Genomic DNA, 13,208 nt, shown 5'->3' with positions numbered 1-13,208 from the left:
GGTCAGTCCCGCGCGAGGATGGAGAAGATCTTCCGGCGCGCCTCGTCCAGAACGCCCACGGCCTCCCGGATCTGGTCGGAGCTGCCCGAGCGGCCCACCTGTGCGACGGCCTGCGCGAGGTCGATGCCCGACTTCGTCAGCGCCGAATGCCGTCCGGTGTCGCGCGCGCCTGAGCTCTCCCACGGTGTCGCCCCCTCGGCGGCGGCGACCTGACGGCCCGCCTCCGTGAGCGCGTACGTCTTGCGTCCGCCCGACTCCTCCGCCTCGATCAGTCCCTCGTCCGCCAGCAGCTGGAGCGTCGGGTACACCGAGCCGGGGCTCGGCTTCCACGTCCCCCCGCTGCGCTCCTCGATCTCCGAGATGATCTGGTATCCGTGCATGGGGCGCTCGGCCAGCAGCGACAGCACGGCGGCGCGGACATCGCCGCGACCCATGCGTGTCGACGACTGCTTGGGCATGAAGGCGCTCCGCAACTGCTCCATCGCGTCCCAGATGCCCGTGGCCGGCCAGCCCGCGCCGGGGCCGGCGCTCCCGGTCCCGCCGTCGCCGCTGCGGCCGGTGCCGCCGAATCCCGCGAACCCGTCGCCCAGGAATGAACCGCTCATGATGACCTCCGTAGCACGAGCCCGGTCGGCTCGACGATACGTAACGATATATCGCTCAGCGCCGGATCGGTAGGGCACTCGGAGCACTGCCAGGTAGTGGCGCTCACGCTGAACCCGTCCCACATGTAGCCGGTCCCGGGCACACCCTCCAGGTCGCTCAATTCGGGTGCGGTGCCGGACGGCGGTCCGCCATGGCGGGAAGCCAGCGTCACTGCCCGCCCGCGCCTACCCCCGCCGCATCCGAAGCACCTAGCCTGGACCCATGGCGAAGACCTGGAACGACGTCCGTCCGTACTTCGAACGCACCGCCGTCGCCCATGTCGCGACGCTGCTCCCCGACGGCGCACCGCACTCGGTGCCGGTGTGGGTGGGCGTGGAAGGCGACCGGCTCGCCTTCTTCACGCAGGCCGGTTCCCGCAAGGACGCCAACCTGCAACGCGACCCGCGCATCGCCGTGTCGATCACGCACCCCGACCAGCCGCTGGACATGGCGTTCGTGCGCGGGCGCGTCGTGGAGCGCATCGAGGGCGATGACGCGATGGTCGTGGTGGACCGGATCGCCGAGCGCTATACCGGTGCGCCGTACGAACTCCGCTCGGGCTTCGTCGCATTCCTCATCCAGCCCGAGATCTGCTGGTCGCAGGACTACTCCGGCGAGTGACCGGCGGTCGCCGGCTCAGTACCAGTTCGTGGCCTGCGAGTGCCCCCACGCGCTGCACGGCGAGCCGTACGCCCGGGCGATGTAATCCAGGCCCCACGCGATCTGGGTGGCCGCGTTGGTCTGCCAGTCGGGTCCGGCGCTGGCCATCTTGCTGCCCGGCAGCGCCTGCGGGATGCCGGTGGCGCCGCTGGAGGGGTTGTACGCCTGGTAGTTCCAGTTCGACTCCTTCTCCCACAGCGAAACGAGGCAGGAGAACTGGTCGCCGCCCCACCCGTAGCGCTCGGCGGCCAGCTGCTGCGCGTACGCCCGCGCGCCGGCGGGCGTGTTGACCGCGGCGAGGAGCTCCGCTTGACGCTGCGCCTCGGCAGCGGCAGCGGCCTCGGCCTGGCGCTGCGCCTCCGCTGCCGCTTCCTCGGCGGCCTTCTGTGCGCGCGCGGCCTCCAGCGCCTGTGCGGCCTCGGCGACGCGGGCGTCCAGGGCCTGCGCGTGCGCGGCGGCGTCTTCGGCGAGGGCGGGGAACAGCAGCACAGGGACGAACGTCGCCTCCTGGAGTCGTTCGACGGCATCTCTCAGCGGCGCCGTGTCGATGACCGGCTGCCCTTCCAGCTCGAGATCGGATGCGGCGATCTCCTCCTGCAGGGCTTCCGCCGACTCCAGCGACGCCTGGGCGGCGGCGAGGGCGGCGGCCGCATCCGGCGCACTGATCGCGACGGTGTCGATGTCGGCCGTGAGCGCGGGAGTGAGGACGGCTGCCGTGGGCGGGGCGACGGGTCCTGTCGACGCGTTCTCGGTGGCGACGGCGGCGACGTTCGTCGTGCCGAGGATGGCGAGCACCGTGCCCAGGCACGCGCCGACCCCGGCGACGAGACGGCGGGAGGGACGGCGGACGGCAGCGCGGATGTTGCTGGAACGCATGGAGAAAGGGCATCCCTTCGGGTCGAGGGCACGCCGAAGCCGCGCACCTGTCCGGGTCAGGCGCGCGGCGCCCCGTCGGTCGACCGGCCTCTTCTCGGGTGAGGCGCGGCGCCGCGTCGGGTCAGGCGCGGGAGGGTGCCCCGTCGGGTGAGGCACACACCGAGTCTGCGGGGCCGGTCTGGACGGTTCATCCGTGTTGCCTGGATGCGCCGTGTAAGCCCTCACCAGGCCGGGGCGTCACCGGCCCATCGAACCGGGCGTCCCCTTGAACGGACCGACGACGTCGGGCGTGACCCAGCCGCCGTAGAAGCCGCCGGGCTGCGGCACCACCTCGACGTCGTCGACCGTGCAGCGGTCCATCGGGGCGGCGTACACGGCCACGCGACCGCGGAGGAGCTCGTAGCCCGCGGAGGGGTGCGGGTAGTACCACGCGGCACCGCGGCGCACCTGTCCACCGCCGGTCACGTCGAAGTACCGCGCCGCGCCCTTGTACTCGCAGAACGACGCTCCCTCCCCCGGCGCGAGCGCACCGGGGGCGAAAGCGTCCACCGGCACGTAGTAGACCGGCGGATGGCTCGTCTCGAGCACGCGCACGACGTCATCGGTGTCGACCAGGGTCTGGCCGCCGAGCTCGATGCGCACGCGGCGGCCGGTGCGTTCGATGCGCGGAGGACGCGGGTACTCCCACACCGATTCCTGTCCGGGGCCGGTGGGATCGGGGGTGGGACGCCGCATCACGACCGTCCGCTCAGGGCCGCTGGGATCGGTAGTACGCCAGCAGCGACTTCGTCGACGCATCCTGCGCCTGGAGTGCCTCCGCATCCCCCTCGATCGCGGGGGCGATCTGCAGCGCGAGCTGCTTGCCGAGCTCGACGCCCCACTGGTCGAAGGAGTTGATCCCCCAGATCGTGCCCTGCGTGAAGGTGATGTGCTCGTACAGCGCGATGAGCTGACCCAGCACCGACGGGGTCAGCGCCGGCCCGAAGATCGACGTCGTGGGCCGGTTGCCCGGGAAGGTCCGGGCGGCCACGAGCGCTCCGGTGGTCCCCTCGGCCTCGACCTCCTCGGCGGTCTTCCCGAACGCCAGCGCCTTGGTCTGGGCGAGGAAGTTCGCCAGGAACAGTCCATGCACGTCGCGGCCGTCGTCCTCCAGCGGGTAGGCGGGCTGGGCGAACGCGATGAAGTCGGCGGGGATCAGGCGCGTCCCCTGGTGGATCAGCTGGTAGAACGCGTGCTGGCCGTTCGTGCCGGGCTCGCCCCAGAAGACCTCGCCCGTGTCGGTCGTCACGGGGGTGCCGTCCCACCGCACCGACTTGCCGTTGGACTCCATCGTCAGCTGCTGCAGGTACGCCGGGAAGCGGTGCAGCTGCTGTGCGTAGGGCAGCACGGCGTGCGACTGCGCGCCGAGGAAGTTCGTGTACCAGACGTTCAGAAGCCCCATGAGCACCGGCACGTTGCGTTCCAGCGGCGTGGATGCCACGTGCTCGTCGACGACGTGGAACCCCGCGAGCAGCTCCCGGAAGGCGTCGGGACCGAGCGTGATCGCCAGCGACAGGCCGATCGCGCTGCCGACGGAGTAGCGTCCGCCCACCCAGTCCCAGAAGCCGAACGCGTTGGACGGGTCGATCCCGAAGTCTGCGACCTTGTCCAAGGCGGTGGAGACGGCCACGAAGTGGTGCGCGACGGCGTCGGTGCGCGCCGCGTCGGTGTCATCGATCGCCCCCGTTGCGGCAAGCCTCGCCCACAGCCAGTCGCGGGCGAGGCGGGCGTTGGTGAGGGTCTCCAGCGTCGTGAAGGTCTTGGACGCGACGATGAACAACGTCGTCTCCGGATCCAGGCCCTCGGTCTTCTGAGCCACGTCGGTGGGATCGATGTTGGAGACGAAGCGCGCCTCGATACCCGCGTCGGCGAGGGGCTTGAGTGCTTCGTAGACCATCACGGGCCCGAGATCGGACCCGCCGATGCCGATGTTGACGACGTGCGTGACCTTCTTGCCCGTGACCCCGCGCCACTCCCCCGCGCGCACGCCCTGCGCGAACGCGGAGAGCCGGTCGAGCACCTCGTGCACGTCGGTGTCGACGTGCTGACCGTCGACGACCAGCTCGGGGCTCGCCCCCGCGGGCCGGCGGAGAGCCGTGTGCAGCACGGCACGGTCTTCGGTCGTGTTCACGTGCCCGCCGCGGATCATGTCGGCGTAGCGCTCGGCGACGCCGGTCTCCTCGGCCAGCTGCACGAGGGAGGCGAGGATGTCGTCGGTGACGAGGTTCTTCGACAGATCCACGTGCAGATCCCCGAGCGTGTGCGTCATCCGCTCCACGCGCGCGGGGTCGCCGGCGAACCAGCCCCGCAGATCAGGGGTGAAGGAGTCGCGGGCCGCGGTCAGCCGGCTCCAAGCGGACGTGGACGTGGGGTCGACAGGTGCACTCACCCCTCCACGCTAGCGTCAGGCGACCTCGCGCAGGGCGAGCGGAAGCTCGGCGACCAGCTCGCGCGCGAGGAAGCCCAGGCCCAGCCGCTCGGTGAGGCGGTCACCGGCTCGCGCATGCACCCATGAGCCCCACACGGCGGCCTGCGCGAGGTCGGCACCGCGCGCGGCGAAGCCGGTGATCGCGCCGGAGAGCACGTCGCCGCTTCCCGAGGTGGCAAGACCCGGACCGCCGCCGACGATCCGCCACGTCGCCCCGTCGGGAGCTGCCACGACGTCGTAGCACGTCACGACCGCGCGGTAGCGGCGCGCGACCTCCGCCACGGCCGGGGCGAGGTCTTCCGCGAGATCGGCACCGGGATCGCCGTCGCGCAGGATCGCGAGCTCTTCGCGGTTCGGGGTGAGCACGAGGGCCTCGGGCAGCCGGTCGCGGTCGACCCCGGGAAGGATGCCGAGCGCGTACGCGTCGAGTGCGAGGCACTGCGGCCGCGCGTCGGCGACCGCCAGCAGGGTGTCGCGCGTCTCATCCGCGTCGTCGAAGCCCGGGCCCACGAGCACGGCGTCGGCACCGGCGAGGGTGGCACGCGCGGAGTCGTCGAAGGGGTCGGATGCCCGGTCGGGCAGCGCGTACACCGCCGCCTCGGGCAGCACGGCACCCAGCTGCGCGTCGATGGAGCCCGGGGCGAAGACGCCGAGCCGTCCGGCCCCCACACGCAGCGCCGCCTCTCCGGCGAGCATCACGCCGCCGGGGGTGCGACGGGAGCCGCCGACGACGACGACGTCGCCGCGCGCCTTCTTGTCGTCGCCGGGATCGGGTAGCCGCCACGATCGCAGCAGCTCCGCAGTGACCGTCTCTGCCTCGCGCGCGGTGCGCGCGTGCGTGGGCTCACTCGGGTCGGACATCGGATCCCCTCCGTTCGGGCGGGTCCACGGGGCGCGGATCGGCGACGTCGGGCGTGCCCGGGTGCACCGTGACATCGGCGCCCTCCTCCTGCAGGTGACTCACGTCGGCGAAGGACGTGACACCCCACACCCCGTCCGCGCGATCCAGCCGGGAGAGAGAGGCGTTGAGCACGGGATTGGCGGCGGCGAAGGCGAGCAGCTCCTCCTCCTGCAGGTTCAGCAGCAGCGCCGCGATGAGCGTCACGACGGCGTCGTGCACCACGATGAGGGCGGATTCCTCCGGGCGCGACAGCAGGTCGCCCAGGAACGACCGCAGCCGCAACGCGACATCCGCCCACGACTCGCCGCCGGGCGGGCGGTGGTAGAACTTGCCGAGGTGCCGCCGCCGCTGCGCCTCCTCCGGATGCAGGCGGGCCACGCCCTTCGTCGTCAGAAGATCGAGGATGCCGAGCTCCCGGTCGCGGATGCGCTCGTCGACGCCGACGACGGCGGCTTCGTCGCCCAGCGCGATCGCGAGGGTCTGCCGCGCGCGGAAGTAGGGCGACACCCAATACATCCCGACGTCGGCACGGTGTTCGTCCAGCCACCGGCCCAGCGCGGCGGCCTGCTCCTCCCCGGTCGGGGAGAGCGGCACGTCCGCGTCGCGGATGTCGAGCGGGATCCGCTCCAGTCCCTCGCGCTCGGCGCGCGTGGCGGCCACGTTTCCCACGCTCTCGCCATGGCGCACGAGCCACAGAGTCTTCATCGGCATCCGCCCAGCGTAGGAGCAGCCCGCCGGCGCCCGCCGGGGGTTGCGCTCGGGAGCTGCAGCCCTCAGCCTGCGGTCAGCGGTACGCGCAGGAGGCGATCGTCGCCGGGTCCCGGCGACCCCCGTCCGTCGGTGTTGCCCGTGAGCAGCCACAGTTCGTCGCCGGCGACGACGGCATCCCGCATCCGCCCGTACTCCCCCGCCCACAACGCCACCGGGTCGCCCGCGAGCGCATCGTCGGCGACATCCAGCATCCACACCCGCTCGCCGCGGAGACCGGCGACGAACAGCGTGCTCCCCGCCGCCGCGAGGCCGCTGGGGCTCGCGTCCGACGGCGTCCACGCGACGATCGGGTCGACGTACGCCGCATCCCCGGCCACCCCCTCGTGCACGGGCCACCCGTAGTTGCCGCCGGCGACGATGCGGTTGACCTCGTCGAAGGTGTTCTGCCCGAATTCGCTGGCCCACGTCTGCCCGTCGGTCGTCCACGCGATGCCCTGCACGTTGCGGTGCCCGAGGGAGTACACGCGACTGTCGAACGGATTGCCCGGCGCCGCCTCCCCCTCCGGTGTCAGGCGCAGGATCTTGCCGGCGAGGGAATCCGGGTCCTGGGCGGCATCGCGCAGGCCGGCGTCGCCGGTCGTGACGTAGAGGAACCCGTCCGGCCCGAACGCGATGCGGCCGCCGTTGTGCGTGCTCGCGCGTGGGATGCCGTCGAGGATCATCTCCGCGTCGCCGAGCGTGCGGCTCCCCGCATCGCCCGTGAGCGCCAGCCGCACCACGCGGTTGTCGGTCTCGGCGCCGTGGTAGGCGTACAGCCACAGCTGCTCGTCGCGCTCGCGGACGGCCAGACCGTGCAGTCCGCCCTCCCCGCCCGAGACGACGCCGGGGATGCGGCCCACCTCCCGCACGGTCCCGTCCGCGCCGATCTCGAGCACTGCGCCGGTGTCGCGCTCGCTGACCAGCTGCGTGCCGTCGGGCATCACGACGACCGACCACGGTGCGTCCAGGCCCGCCGCGACCTCGGCCGGGTCGGCGCCGGGCCGGTGGGGAGTCGCGGGGCTCGCGGTGACGTCGCGGTCGGGGCTGGGCGCCACGGTGACCGGCTGGGGCGTCGCCCGTTCGGCGACCGCGGCGCATCCGCCGGTCAGCAGGACGATCGCGAGTGCTCCGACGGCTCGTGCCCCACGGCGGCGTGCGGAGGTCATGTCAGCTCCTGTCCGATGTGCGTTGTGCCGCCGGCGCCGGAGCGGGATCTCCCCCGCGCGGGGACGGTACGACGATACCGACCACGGTCGCCGAGACGGCGGCGCGCCACCGCGAGGGCAGGTGTTTCTCCGTGAGGTCAGTGCGGGGCGTGGAAGGCGGCGTCGCCGCGCTTCCAGTAGCCCTTCACGACGATCCGGGCGGGGTCCAGGCCCCACCGCTCGACCGCGAGCGCCCGCCCGGGCCGCACGACCGCCTGCTCGGCGCCGATGAAGGCGAACACGTCGCCGGTGGGGCGGTCCGAGGCATCCATGGCGTCCAGGCGCGCCGCCAGCGCCGTGCCGCCGACGGCGTTGCCGCGGTGCACGTACGACACCACCACGCCCGCCGGAGCCTCGATCGCCAGCTCGTGCGCGGCGTCGGGCACCTCGACCAGCACCGTGCCCACCGCATCCGCCGGCATGGATGCGGCGAACCGCCGCATCGCGGGCACCGCCGTCTCGTCGCCGGCGAGGAACCACGCGTCGGGCGCGCCTTCCACCACCATCGAGCCGCGCGGTCCGCCCACGCCCACCGGCGCCCCCAGCGGTGCGGACGCGGCCCACTCCGCCGCGACGCCGCGGTGGCCGTCATCGCCGTGGATGGCGAACTCGACGTCGAGCCACCCCTCGCCCCACGCCAGCGGCGTGTACTCGCGGCTGGGGGCTGCGCGCATCTGCTCGACGGTGTCGACGGGCCCGTCGGGGAAGAACAGGCGCATGTGGTCGTCGCATCCGAGGGAGACGAAGCCGCGCAGATCGTCGCCCTCCAGGCGGAGGCGCACGTACGCGTCGGTCACCCATTGCCGCTGCGCGAGGACGGCAGAGCGGAACCGCAGGTCGAGCCCGCGGCGGGTGAGCACGAACGGGGCTTGCGTGGAGTTCGTCATGATCTCTTCCTCATCTTCTGATCCTGGCCCAGCGTCGCCGGTCATTCCCACAGGACGACCCGCCGTCCATCCAGCTCGGCGACGTGCGCGGGGGTGTCGTAGAGCGCCTCGAGCCGCTCGGCGGTGATGACCTCGTCGACAGGTCCGTGGTGGACGACCGCGCCGTCGCGCATCGCCACGATGTCATCGGCGTACCGGGCGGCGACGTTGATGTCGTGCAGCACGACGACGATCGTCATGTCGCGCTCGGAGGCCAGGCGGCGCATGAGCTTCATGAGGGTCACGCCGTGCCGGGGGTCGAGGTTGTTGAGCGGCTCGTCCAGCAGCAGATGGTCGGTGTCCTGCGCGAGGGCCATCGCCACGAACGCGCGCTGGCGCTGGCCACCGGAGAGCTCGTCGAGGAAGCGCGTGCGCACCGCCTGCAGATCCAGCAGCTCGATCGCCGACTCGACGTGCACGCGATCCTGCGGCGAACGCCCCGATCCGCCGTGGGGGAAGCGGCCGTAGGCGACGAGGTCTTCGACGCTGAGCCGGATCGCGAGGTGGTTGTCCTGCCGGAGGATCGCCAGCCGTCGGGCGATCTCGCGCGAGCGCGTCGTCGCGACGTCGCGTCCGTCGATCGTGATGGCTCCCCCGTCGGTGCCGATCAGCCGGCCGATCGCGGCCAGCAGGGTGGATTTGCCGGCGCCGTTGGGTCCGATGATCGCGGTCAGCCCCGTTCCGATGTCGACGGTGACGTCGTCCACGGCGACGAGTGCGCCGTGGCGCTTGACGACGGATGTGGTGGAGATCATGTCAGCGGGCCCTTCCGGTGAGGACGAGGAGGAGGAAGAACAGCCCGCCGACGAACTCGATCACGACGGGCAGTTCGGTGCCGAAGCCGAGCAGGCGGTCCAGGATCAGCTGGCCGCCGATGAGGGCGACCACTCCGATCGCGATCGTCGCCGGGATGCTGCGGGAGTGCCGGTGACCGACGGCCGAGTAGGCGAGGTTGGCCACCAGCAGCCCGAAGAAGGTCACCGGGCCCACGAGCGCGGTCGAGGCGGCCACGAGCACCGCGACCACCACCACGACGTGCATGACGGTGCGGCGGTGGTCGACCCCGAGCGAGACCGCGCGGTCCTCGCCCAGCGCCATGACATCCAGCGCACGGCGGATGGGCCACAGCGACACCAGCGCGCACACCACGAGCACCGCGGTGGGCGCGAGGAGTTCGCGTTCGACGGCGGTGAAGCTCGCGAAGACGAGGTCCTGCACGATCGCGAAGGTGTCGGGGTCGAGGAGGCGCTGCAGGAACGCGGTGACCGAGCGGAACAGCACTCCCAGGACGAGGCCGACCAGCACGATCACGTGCAGGTCGAGCCGGCGCCGCTGGAAGAGCCATCCGTACAGGAGGACGACCACGACGCTCATGAGCACGAGCTCGACGAGCCATGAGGCCAGCGGGGGCGCCGCCAGCAGCACGGTGGGGCCCAGCACGAAGGCGGTGACCACCTGGATGGCGAGGAACACCGCGTCGAACCCCATGATCCCGGGGGTGAGGATGCGGTTGGCGGTGATCGTCTGGAACAGCACGGTCGCAACGCCCACCGCGGTGGCCGCGAGAGCCATGCCCGCGACGGTGCGGCCGCGGAGCCCCAGCGCGTACTCCCATGCGCCGGGGAGGTCGGTGAACACGTAGATGCCGGTCACCCCCACCGCCAGCAGCACCAGCAGCGCCACGCGCCACGGTCCGCTCGTCCACCGCCGGTTCCCTCGCCGGGCCGGCAGAACCGCGGTCATCGCACGGCCTCGCGGCGAAGGGGCGCGGGAGCGCGCCGCCGGCGGGCGCCGGCCGTGTCGGCCGGGCGGGCCGTTCCCAGCAGCATCCACAGGAACACGACACCGCCGACCACGCCCATGACGACGGAGATCGGCAGCTCGTAGGGGAACCGCACGACGCGCCCGATGATGTCGCACAGCAGCACGAGCGCGGCGCCGAGAAGGGCCACCAGCGGCACGGCGCGCCTCATGTTGTCGCCGATCAGGCGGCTGACGATGTTGGGCGCGATCAGCCCCAGGAAGGGCAGGGTGCCGGTGACGACCATGAGGATGCCGGTCACGACGGCGATGATGCTCACCCCGAGCGCCAGCACGCCGCGGGTGTGCAGCCCGAGCCCCCGGGCGGTGTCTTCGCCGAGGCCGGCGAGAGTGAACCGGTCGGCGGCGAACCACGCGATCCCCGCCGCCGCCGCGGCGAGGAAGAGGATCTCGTAGCGGCCGCGCAGGACCGCCGAGAAATCGCCCACTCCCCAGCTGAGCAGCTCCTGCAGCGCGTCGGTGCGGTGGGCGATGAAGGTGGTGACCGCTCCGATGACGGCGCCGTAGAGGAGGCCCACCACCGGCACCAGGACGCTCGATCGCGACGGGATGCGGCGGACCAGCGCGAGGAAGCCGGCCACCCCGGCCAGCGCACCCAGGGACGCCACGATCGCCTTCGCCCACAGCGGCAGGCCGGGCGTGGTGAGCAGGACGGCGAGAAGCGCGAGGCTCGCGGCATCCGTCGCGCCGGTCGTGCCCGGCTCGACGAACCGGTTGCGCGTGAGCAGCTGCATGATCAGGCCCGTGATCGCGAAGGCCGCGCCGGCGAGGATGAGGGCGACGGTGCGCGGAACCCGGCTGGCCAGGAGGATGAAGGCATCCAGCTCGGCGACGCCCACGAACAGCGAGACCGTCGCGAGGGCGGTGACACACACCACCCCCGCGACGATCAGCAGGGTCGGACGACGGATCAGCGGACCGCGTCCTCTCCACACCGGCGGAGCAGGGTCACGACGCGACCGCTTCCTCGACCGTGTCCAGGACTGCGGAGATCGCGGACAGTCCGTTGATCACGATGTACAGCTCGCCGGCGGGGAGCAGGACGATCCGGTCGTTCTGCGCAGCCGCGGTCCGCTCGACCAGCTCGTTGGCCAGCGTCTCCTCAGCGCTGCCGCCGTCACCGGTGGCCGCGCCGCGGTCGAAGACGAAGATCCACTCCGGGTCGGCGGTGAGGATGAACTCATTGGTGACCGAATCGCCGTGCGGCGATCCTTCCGCCCCCGGCAGCTCGGCGGCGGGGACGGCGGGGGTGAAGCCGAGCTCGTCGTAGAACCATCCGAAGCGCGAGCCCTCACCGAACGCGCTGTACTCCCCGCCGGAGACGGCCATGACGAGGGCGGTGCCCGACGCGTCGGCGGCGACCGCGTCGATGCGTTCCTCGATGTCTGCGGCCAGCTCGGCGACCTCGTCCTCACGGCCGAAGATCTCACCCAGCTGCGCGGCGCGCACCAGGCCCGCGGCGGGATCGAACGTGCCGCCCGCGGTACCGGTGAGGTCGATCGTCGTGGCGATCTCGGACAGCTCGTCGTACTGGCCGGTGCTGCGCGCCGCCGTCACGATGAGGTCGGGGTCCAGCTCCACCACGGCCTCGAAGTCGGGCTCGAACAGCGTTCCGACCTTGGGGAGGTCTGCGTACTCGGACAGGTAGTCCGGCAGCACGACGTCGGGGATCGCGACCACGGCGTCGCCGGCGCCGATGGCGTCCAGCGTGTCCAACGTGGCGATGTCGAACGTGATGACGGCGCCGGGCTCCCGCGGCACCTCTACGGACGCGCGCTCGGTCGAGGGGTCTTCGCGGTAGGACGATTCCCCGTCCTCCTCCACCAGCACGAGGGTCGGCTGCGCGTTGTCGACCACGACGGTGTCCGCCGCATCCTCGGGAGCGGCGTCCGCGGCGCTCGGGGTCGAGCAGGCGGTGACGGAGAGGGCGAGGACGGCGAGGACGGCGAGGCCGGCGAGGGGCGCAGCGGATCGGGATCGAGCATTCATGTAGGTGAGGCTACCCTTACCAACGCCCTCATCCTGGACACCGAAGCCCACCCCCGCAACCGTCGCACGAGGCGGATTTCCGCCATGACGTGGGACGAATCCGCACGCGATCCTCGCCGCAGTCGTTATCCTTCCGTTACCTGCAGCATGGCGACGCTGCGATCCCACAGCATCTTCGCGAGGGCGGGATCGTCGGCGAGTCGACTGGTCCGAGCGACGCGGTTGTTCGCGTAGTACTCCCCCGGCTGCCAGTCCACGCCCGGTTTGCCCATCGCGAGCCAGGTCAGCCGCGACCCGCCGACCTCGACCGAGGTCAACACGCGCTTCATCACCGGATTCGTGTAGAGGAAGCGCCACGCTCCGGTGGATGCGGCAGCGAAACCGCTGGCGATGGCGCCGGGGTGGAACGCCACCGCGTGGATCCCGGCATCCCCGTAGCGGCGGTGCAGCTCCTTCGTGAACAGGATGTCGGCGAGCTTGGCGTTGCCGTACGCCGCGCCCGCGGAGTAGCGCCGTTCCCCCTGCAGGTCGTCGATGTCGAAGCGCGAGAACCGGCGCGCGGCCACGCTGGAGGTCTGGATGACGGTCGCCGAGCTCTCCTGCAGCCGCTCCATCAGCAGGTTCGTGAGCAGGAACCCGGCCAGATGGTTCACCTGGAAGGTCAGTTCGAACCCATCCCGCGTCACCGTGCGGTCTCCGAAGATTCCGCCGGCGTTGTTGGCCAGCACGTCGATCCGGGGATATGTCTCCGCCAGCACCGCGGCCAGGTCGCGCACCTGCGACAGATCGCTGTAGTCGGCCACGTGCCAGGGCGCATCGATCGCCTCCGCCACGGCCCGGGTCTTGTCCGGGTCGCGCCCCACCACGACGACCTGCTCGCCGGCTTCGCGCAGCTGGCGCGCCGACGCGGCCCCGATCCCGTCGCTGGCACCGGTGATCACGACGGTGCGTGGCATGCCGCCCCCTCC

At 72.0% G+C, this 13,208-nt stretch carries 14 protein-coding genes; 1 reads left to right on the top strand and 13 read right to left on the bottom strand.

The features are described from left to right. Positions 1–2: 2 nt before the first annotated feature. Positions 3–605 (bottom strand): PadR family transcriptional regulator, encoded by a 603-nt coding sequence (locus F6J85_RS07150; protein ID WP_150924423.1) that lies wholly within the window; start codon positions 603–605, stop codon positions 3–5. A gap of 262 nt (positions 606–867) precedes the next feature. Here F6J85_RS07150 and F6J85_RS07145 point away from each other — a divergent pair, with 262 nt between their 5' ends. Beyond that, positions 868–1,266, top strand: coding sequence for a TIGR03618 family F420-dependent PPOX class oxidoreductase (locus F6J85_RS07145; RefSeq protein ID WP_150924422.1), 399 nt, complete (start codon positions 868–870; stop codon positions 1,264–1,266). 15 nt (positions 1,267–1,281) lie between these two features. Here the strand turns inward: F6J85_RS07145 and F6J85_RS07140 are convergent, their stop codons facing one another. From F6J85_RS07140 to F6J85_RS07085, 12 genes are all read right to left on the bottom strand, one after another. Next, entirely contained in the window at positions 1,282–2,181 is a 900-nt protein-coding gene (locus F6J85_RS07140; RefSeq protein ID WP_150924421.1) for an aggregation-promoting factor C-terminal-like domain-containing protein, read from the bottom strand. 237 nt (positions 2,182–2,418) lie between these two features. Next, entirely contained in the window at positions 2,419–2,916 is a 498-nt protein-coding gene (locus F6J85_RS07135; RefSeq protein ID WP_150927254.1) for a DUF427 domain-containing protein, read from the bottom strand. A 13-nt stretch (positions 2,917–2,929) separates the two neighbouring features. Then, on the bottom strand, positions 2,930–4,609 hold the full coding sequence (gene pgi / locus F6J85_RS07130; RefSeq protein WP_150924420.1) for a glucose-6-phosphate isomerase: 1,680 nt from the start codon (positions 4,607–4,609) through the stop codon (positions 2,930–2,932). Positions 4,610–4,624: 15 nt separating this feature from the next. Next, positions 4,625–5,509 carry an NAD(P)H-hydrate dehydratase gene (locus F6J85_RS07125; RefSeq protein ID WP_150924419.1) on the bottom strand — a complete coding sequence of 295 codons (885 nt, stop codon included), beginning with the start codon at positions 5,507–5,509 and terminating at the stop codon, positions 4,625–4,627. After that, positions 5,493–6,260 (bottom strand): histidine phosphatase family protein, encoded by a 768-nt coding sequence (locus F6J85_RS07120; protein WP_150924418.1) that lies wholly within the window; start codon positions 6,258–6,260, stop codon positions 5,493–5,495. Before F6J85_RS07120 ends, F6J85_RS07125 begins: the two co-directional genes overlap by 17 nt. 62 nt (positions 6,261–6,322) lie before the next feature. Further along, positions 6,323–7,465 (bottom strand): PQQ-dependent sugar dehydrogenase, encoded by a 1,143-nt coding sequence (locus F6J85_RS07115; RefSeq protein ID WP_150924417.1) that lies wholly within the window; start codon positions 7,463–7,465, stop codon positions 6,323–6,325. Between the two features lie 137 nt (positions 7,466–7,602). After that, positions 7,603–8,391: a siderophore-interacting protein gene (locus tag F6J85_RS07110; RefSeq protein WP_150924416.1), complete on the bottom strand. Its 789-nt coding sequence runs from the start codon at positions 8,389–8,391 to the stop codon at positions 7,603–7,605. A gap of 41 nt (positions 8,392–8,432) precedes the next feature. Next, a complete protein-coding gene (locus F6J85_RS07105) occupies positions 8,433–9,185 on the bottom strand; it encodes an iron ABC transporter ATP-binding protein (protein ID WP_150924415.1) in 753 nt (250 codons plus the stop codon). Position 9,186: 1 nt separating this feature from the next. Further along, a complete protein-coding gene (locus F6J85_RS07100) occupies positions 9,187–10,173 on the bottom strand; it encodes an iron chelate uptake ABC transporter family permease subunit (protein ID WP_150924414.1) in 987 nt (328 codons plus the stop codon). Continuing rightward, positions 10,170–11,186 (bottom strand): iron chelate uptake ABC transporter family permease subunit, encoded by a 1,017-nt coding sequence (locus F6J85_RS07095; RefSeq protein WP_238707083.1) that lies wholly within the window; start codon positions 11,184–11,186, stop codon positions 10,170–10,172. The genes F6J85_RS07100 and F6J85_RS07095 overlap by 4 nt, the downstream gene beginning before the upstream one ends. 13 nt (positions 11,187–11,199) lie before the next feature. Next, positions 11,200–12,240 (bottom strand): siderophore ABC transporter substrate-binding protein, encoded by a 1,041-nt coding sequence (locus F6J85_RS07090; RefSeq protein WP_150924413.1) that lies wholly within the window; start codon positions 12,238–12,240, stop codon positions 11,200–11,202. Positions 12,241–12,365: 125 nt separating this feature from the next. Further along, positions 12,366–13,196 (bottom strand): SDR family NAD(P)-dependent oxidoreductase, encoded by an 831-nt coding sequence (locus F6J85_RS07085; protein ID WP_150924412.1) that lies wholly within the window; start codon positions 13,194–13,196, stop codon positions 12,366–12,368. Positions 13,197–13,208 lie beyond the last annotated feature (12 nt).

This window comes from Microbacterium lushaniae, assembly GCF_008727775.1.
Classification (GTDB): Bacteria; Actinomycetota; Actinomycetes; order Actinomycetales; family Microbacteriaceae; genus Microbacterium; species Microbacterium lushaniae.
The sequence above is the reverse complement of the archived record's forward strand: the minus strand, read 5'-3'. Positions and strand labels throughout refer to the sequence as shown.

Coding starts and splice junctions, on each gene's coding strand:
- F6J85_RS07085 (WP_150924412.1), bottom strand. CDS start 13,196: ATGCCACGCACCGTCGTGATCACCGGTGCCAGCGACGGGATCGGGGCC.
- F6J85_RS07110 (WP_150924416.1), bottom strand. CDS start 8,391: ATGACGAACTCCACGCAAGCCCCGTTCGTGCTCACCCGCCGCGGGCTC.
- F6J85_RS07100 (WP_150924414.1), bottom strand. CDS start 10,173: ATGACCGCGGTTCTGCCGGCCCGGCGAGGGAACCGGCGGTGGACGAGC.
- F6J85_RS07090 (WP_150924413.1), bottom strand. CDS start 12,240: ATGAATGCTCGATCCCGATCCGCTGCGCCCCTCGCCGGCCTCGCCGTC.
- F6J85_RS07115 (WP_150924417.1), bottom strand. CDS start 7,465: ATGACCTCCGCACGCCGCCGTGGGGCACGAGCCGTCGGAGCACTCGCG.
- F6J85_RS07140 (WP_150924421.1), bottom strand. CDS start 2,181: ATGCGTTCCAGCAACATCCGCGCTGCCGTCCGCCGTCCCTCCCGCCGT.
- F6J85_RS07105 (WP_150924415.1), bottom strand. CDS start 9,185: ATGATCTCCACCACATCCGTCGTCAAGCGCCACGGCGCACTCGTCGCC.
- F6J85_RS07145 (WP_150924422.1), top strand. CDS start 868: ATGGCGAAGACCTGGAACGACGTCCGTCCGTACTTCGAACGCACCGCC.
- F6J85_RS07135 (WP_150927254.1), bottom strand. CDS start 2,916: ATGCGGCGTCCCACCCCCGATCCCACCGGCCCCGGACAGGAATCGGTG.
- F6J85_RS07150 (WP_150924423.1), bottom strand. CDS start 605: ATGAGCGGTTCATTCCTGGGCGACGGGTTCGCGGGATTCGGCGGCACC.
- F6J85_RS07125 (WP_150924419.1), bottom strand. CDS start 5,509: ATGTCCGACCCGAGTGAGCCCACGCACGCGCGCACCGCGCGCGAGGCA.
- F6J85_RS07120 (WP_150924418.1), bottom strand. CDS start 6,260: ATGCCGATGAAGACTCTGTGGCTCGTGCGCCATGGCGAGAGCGTGGGA.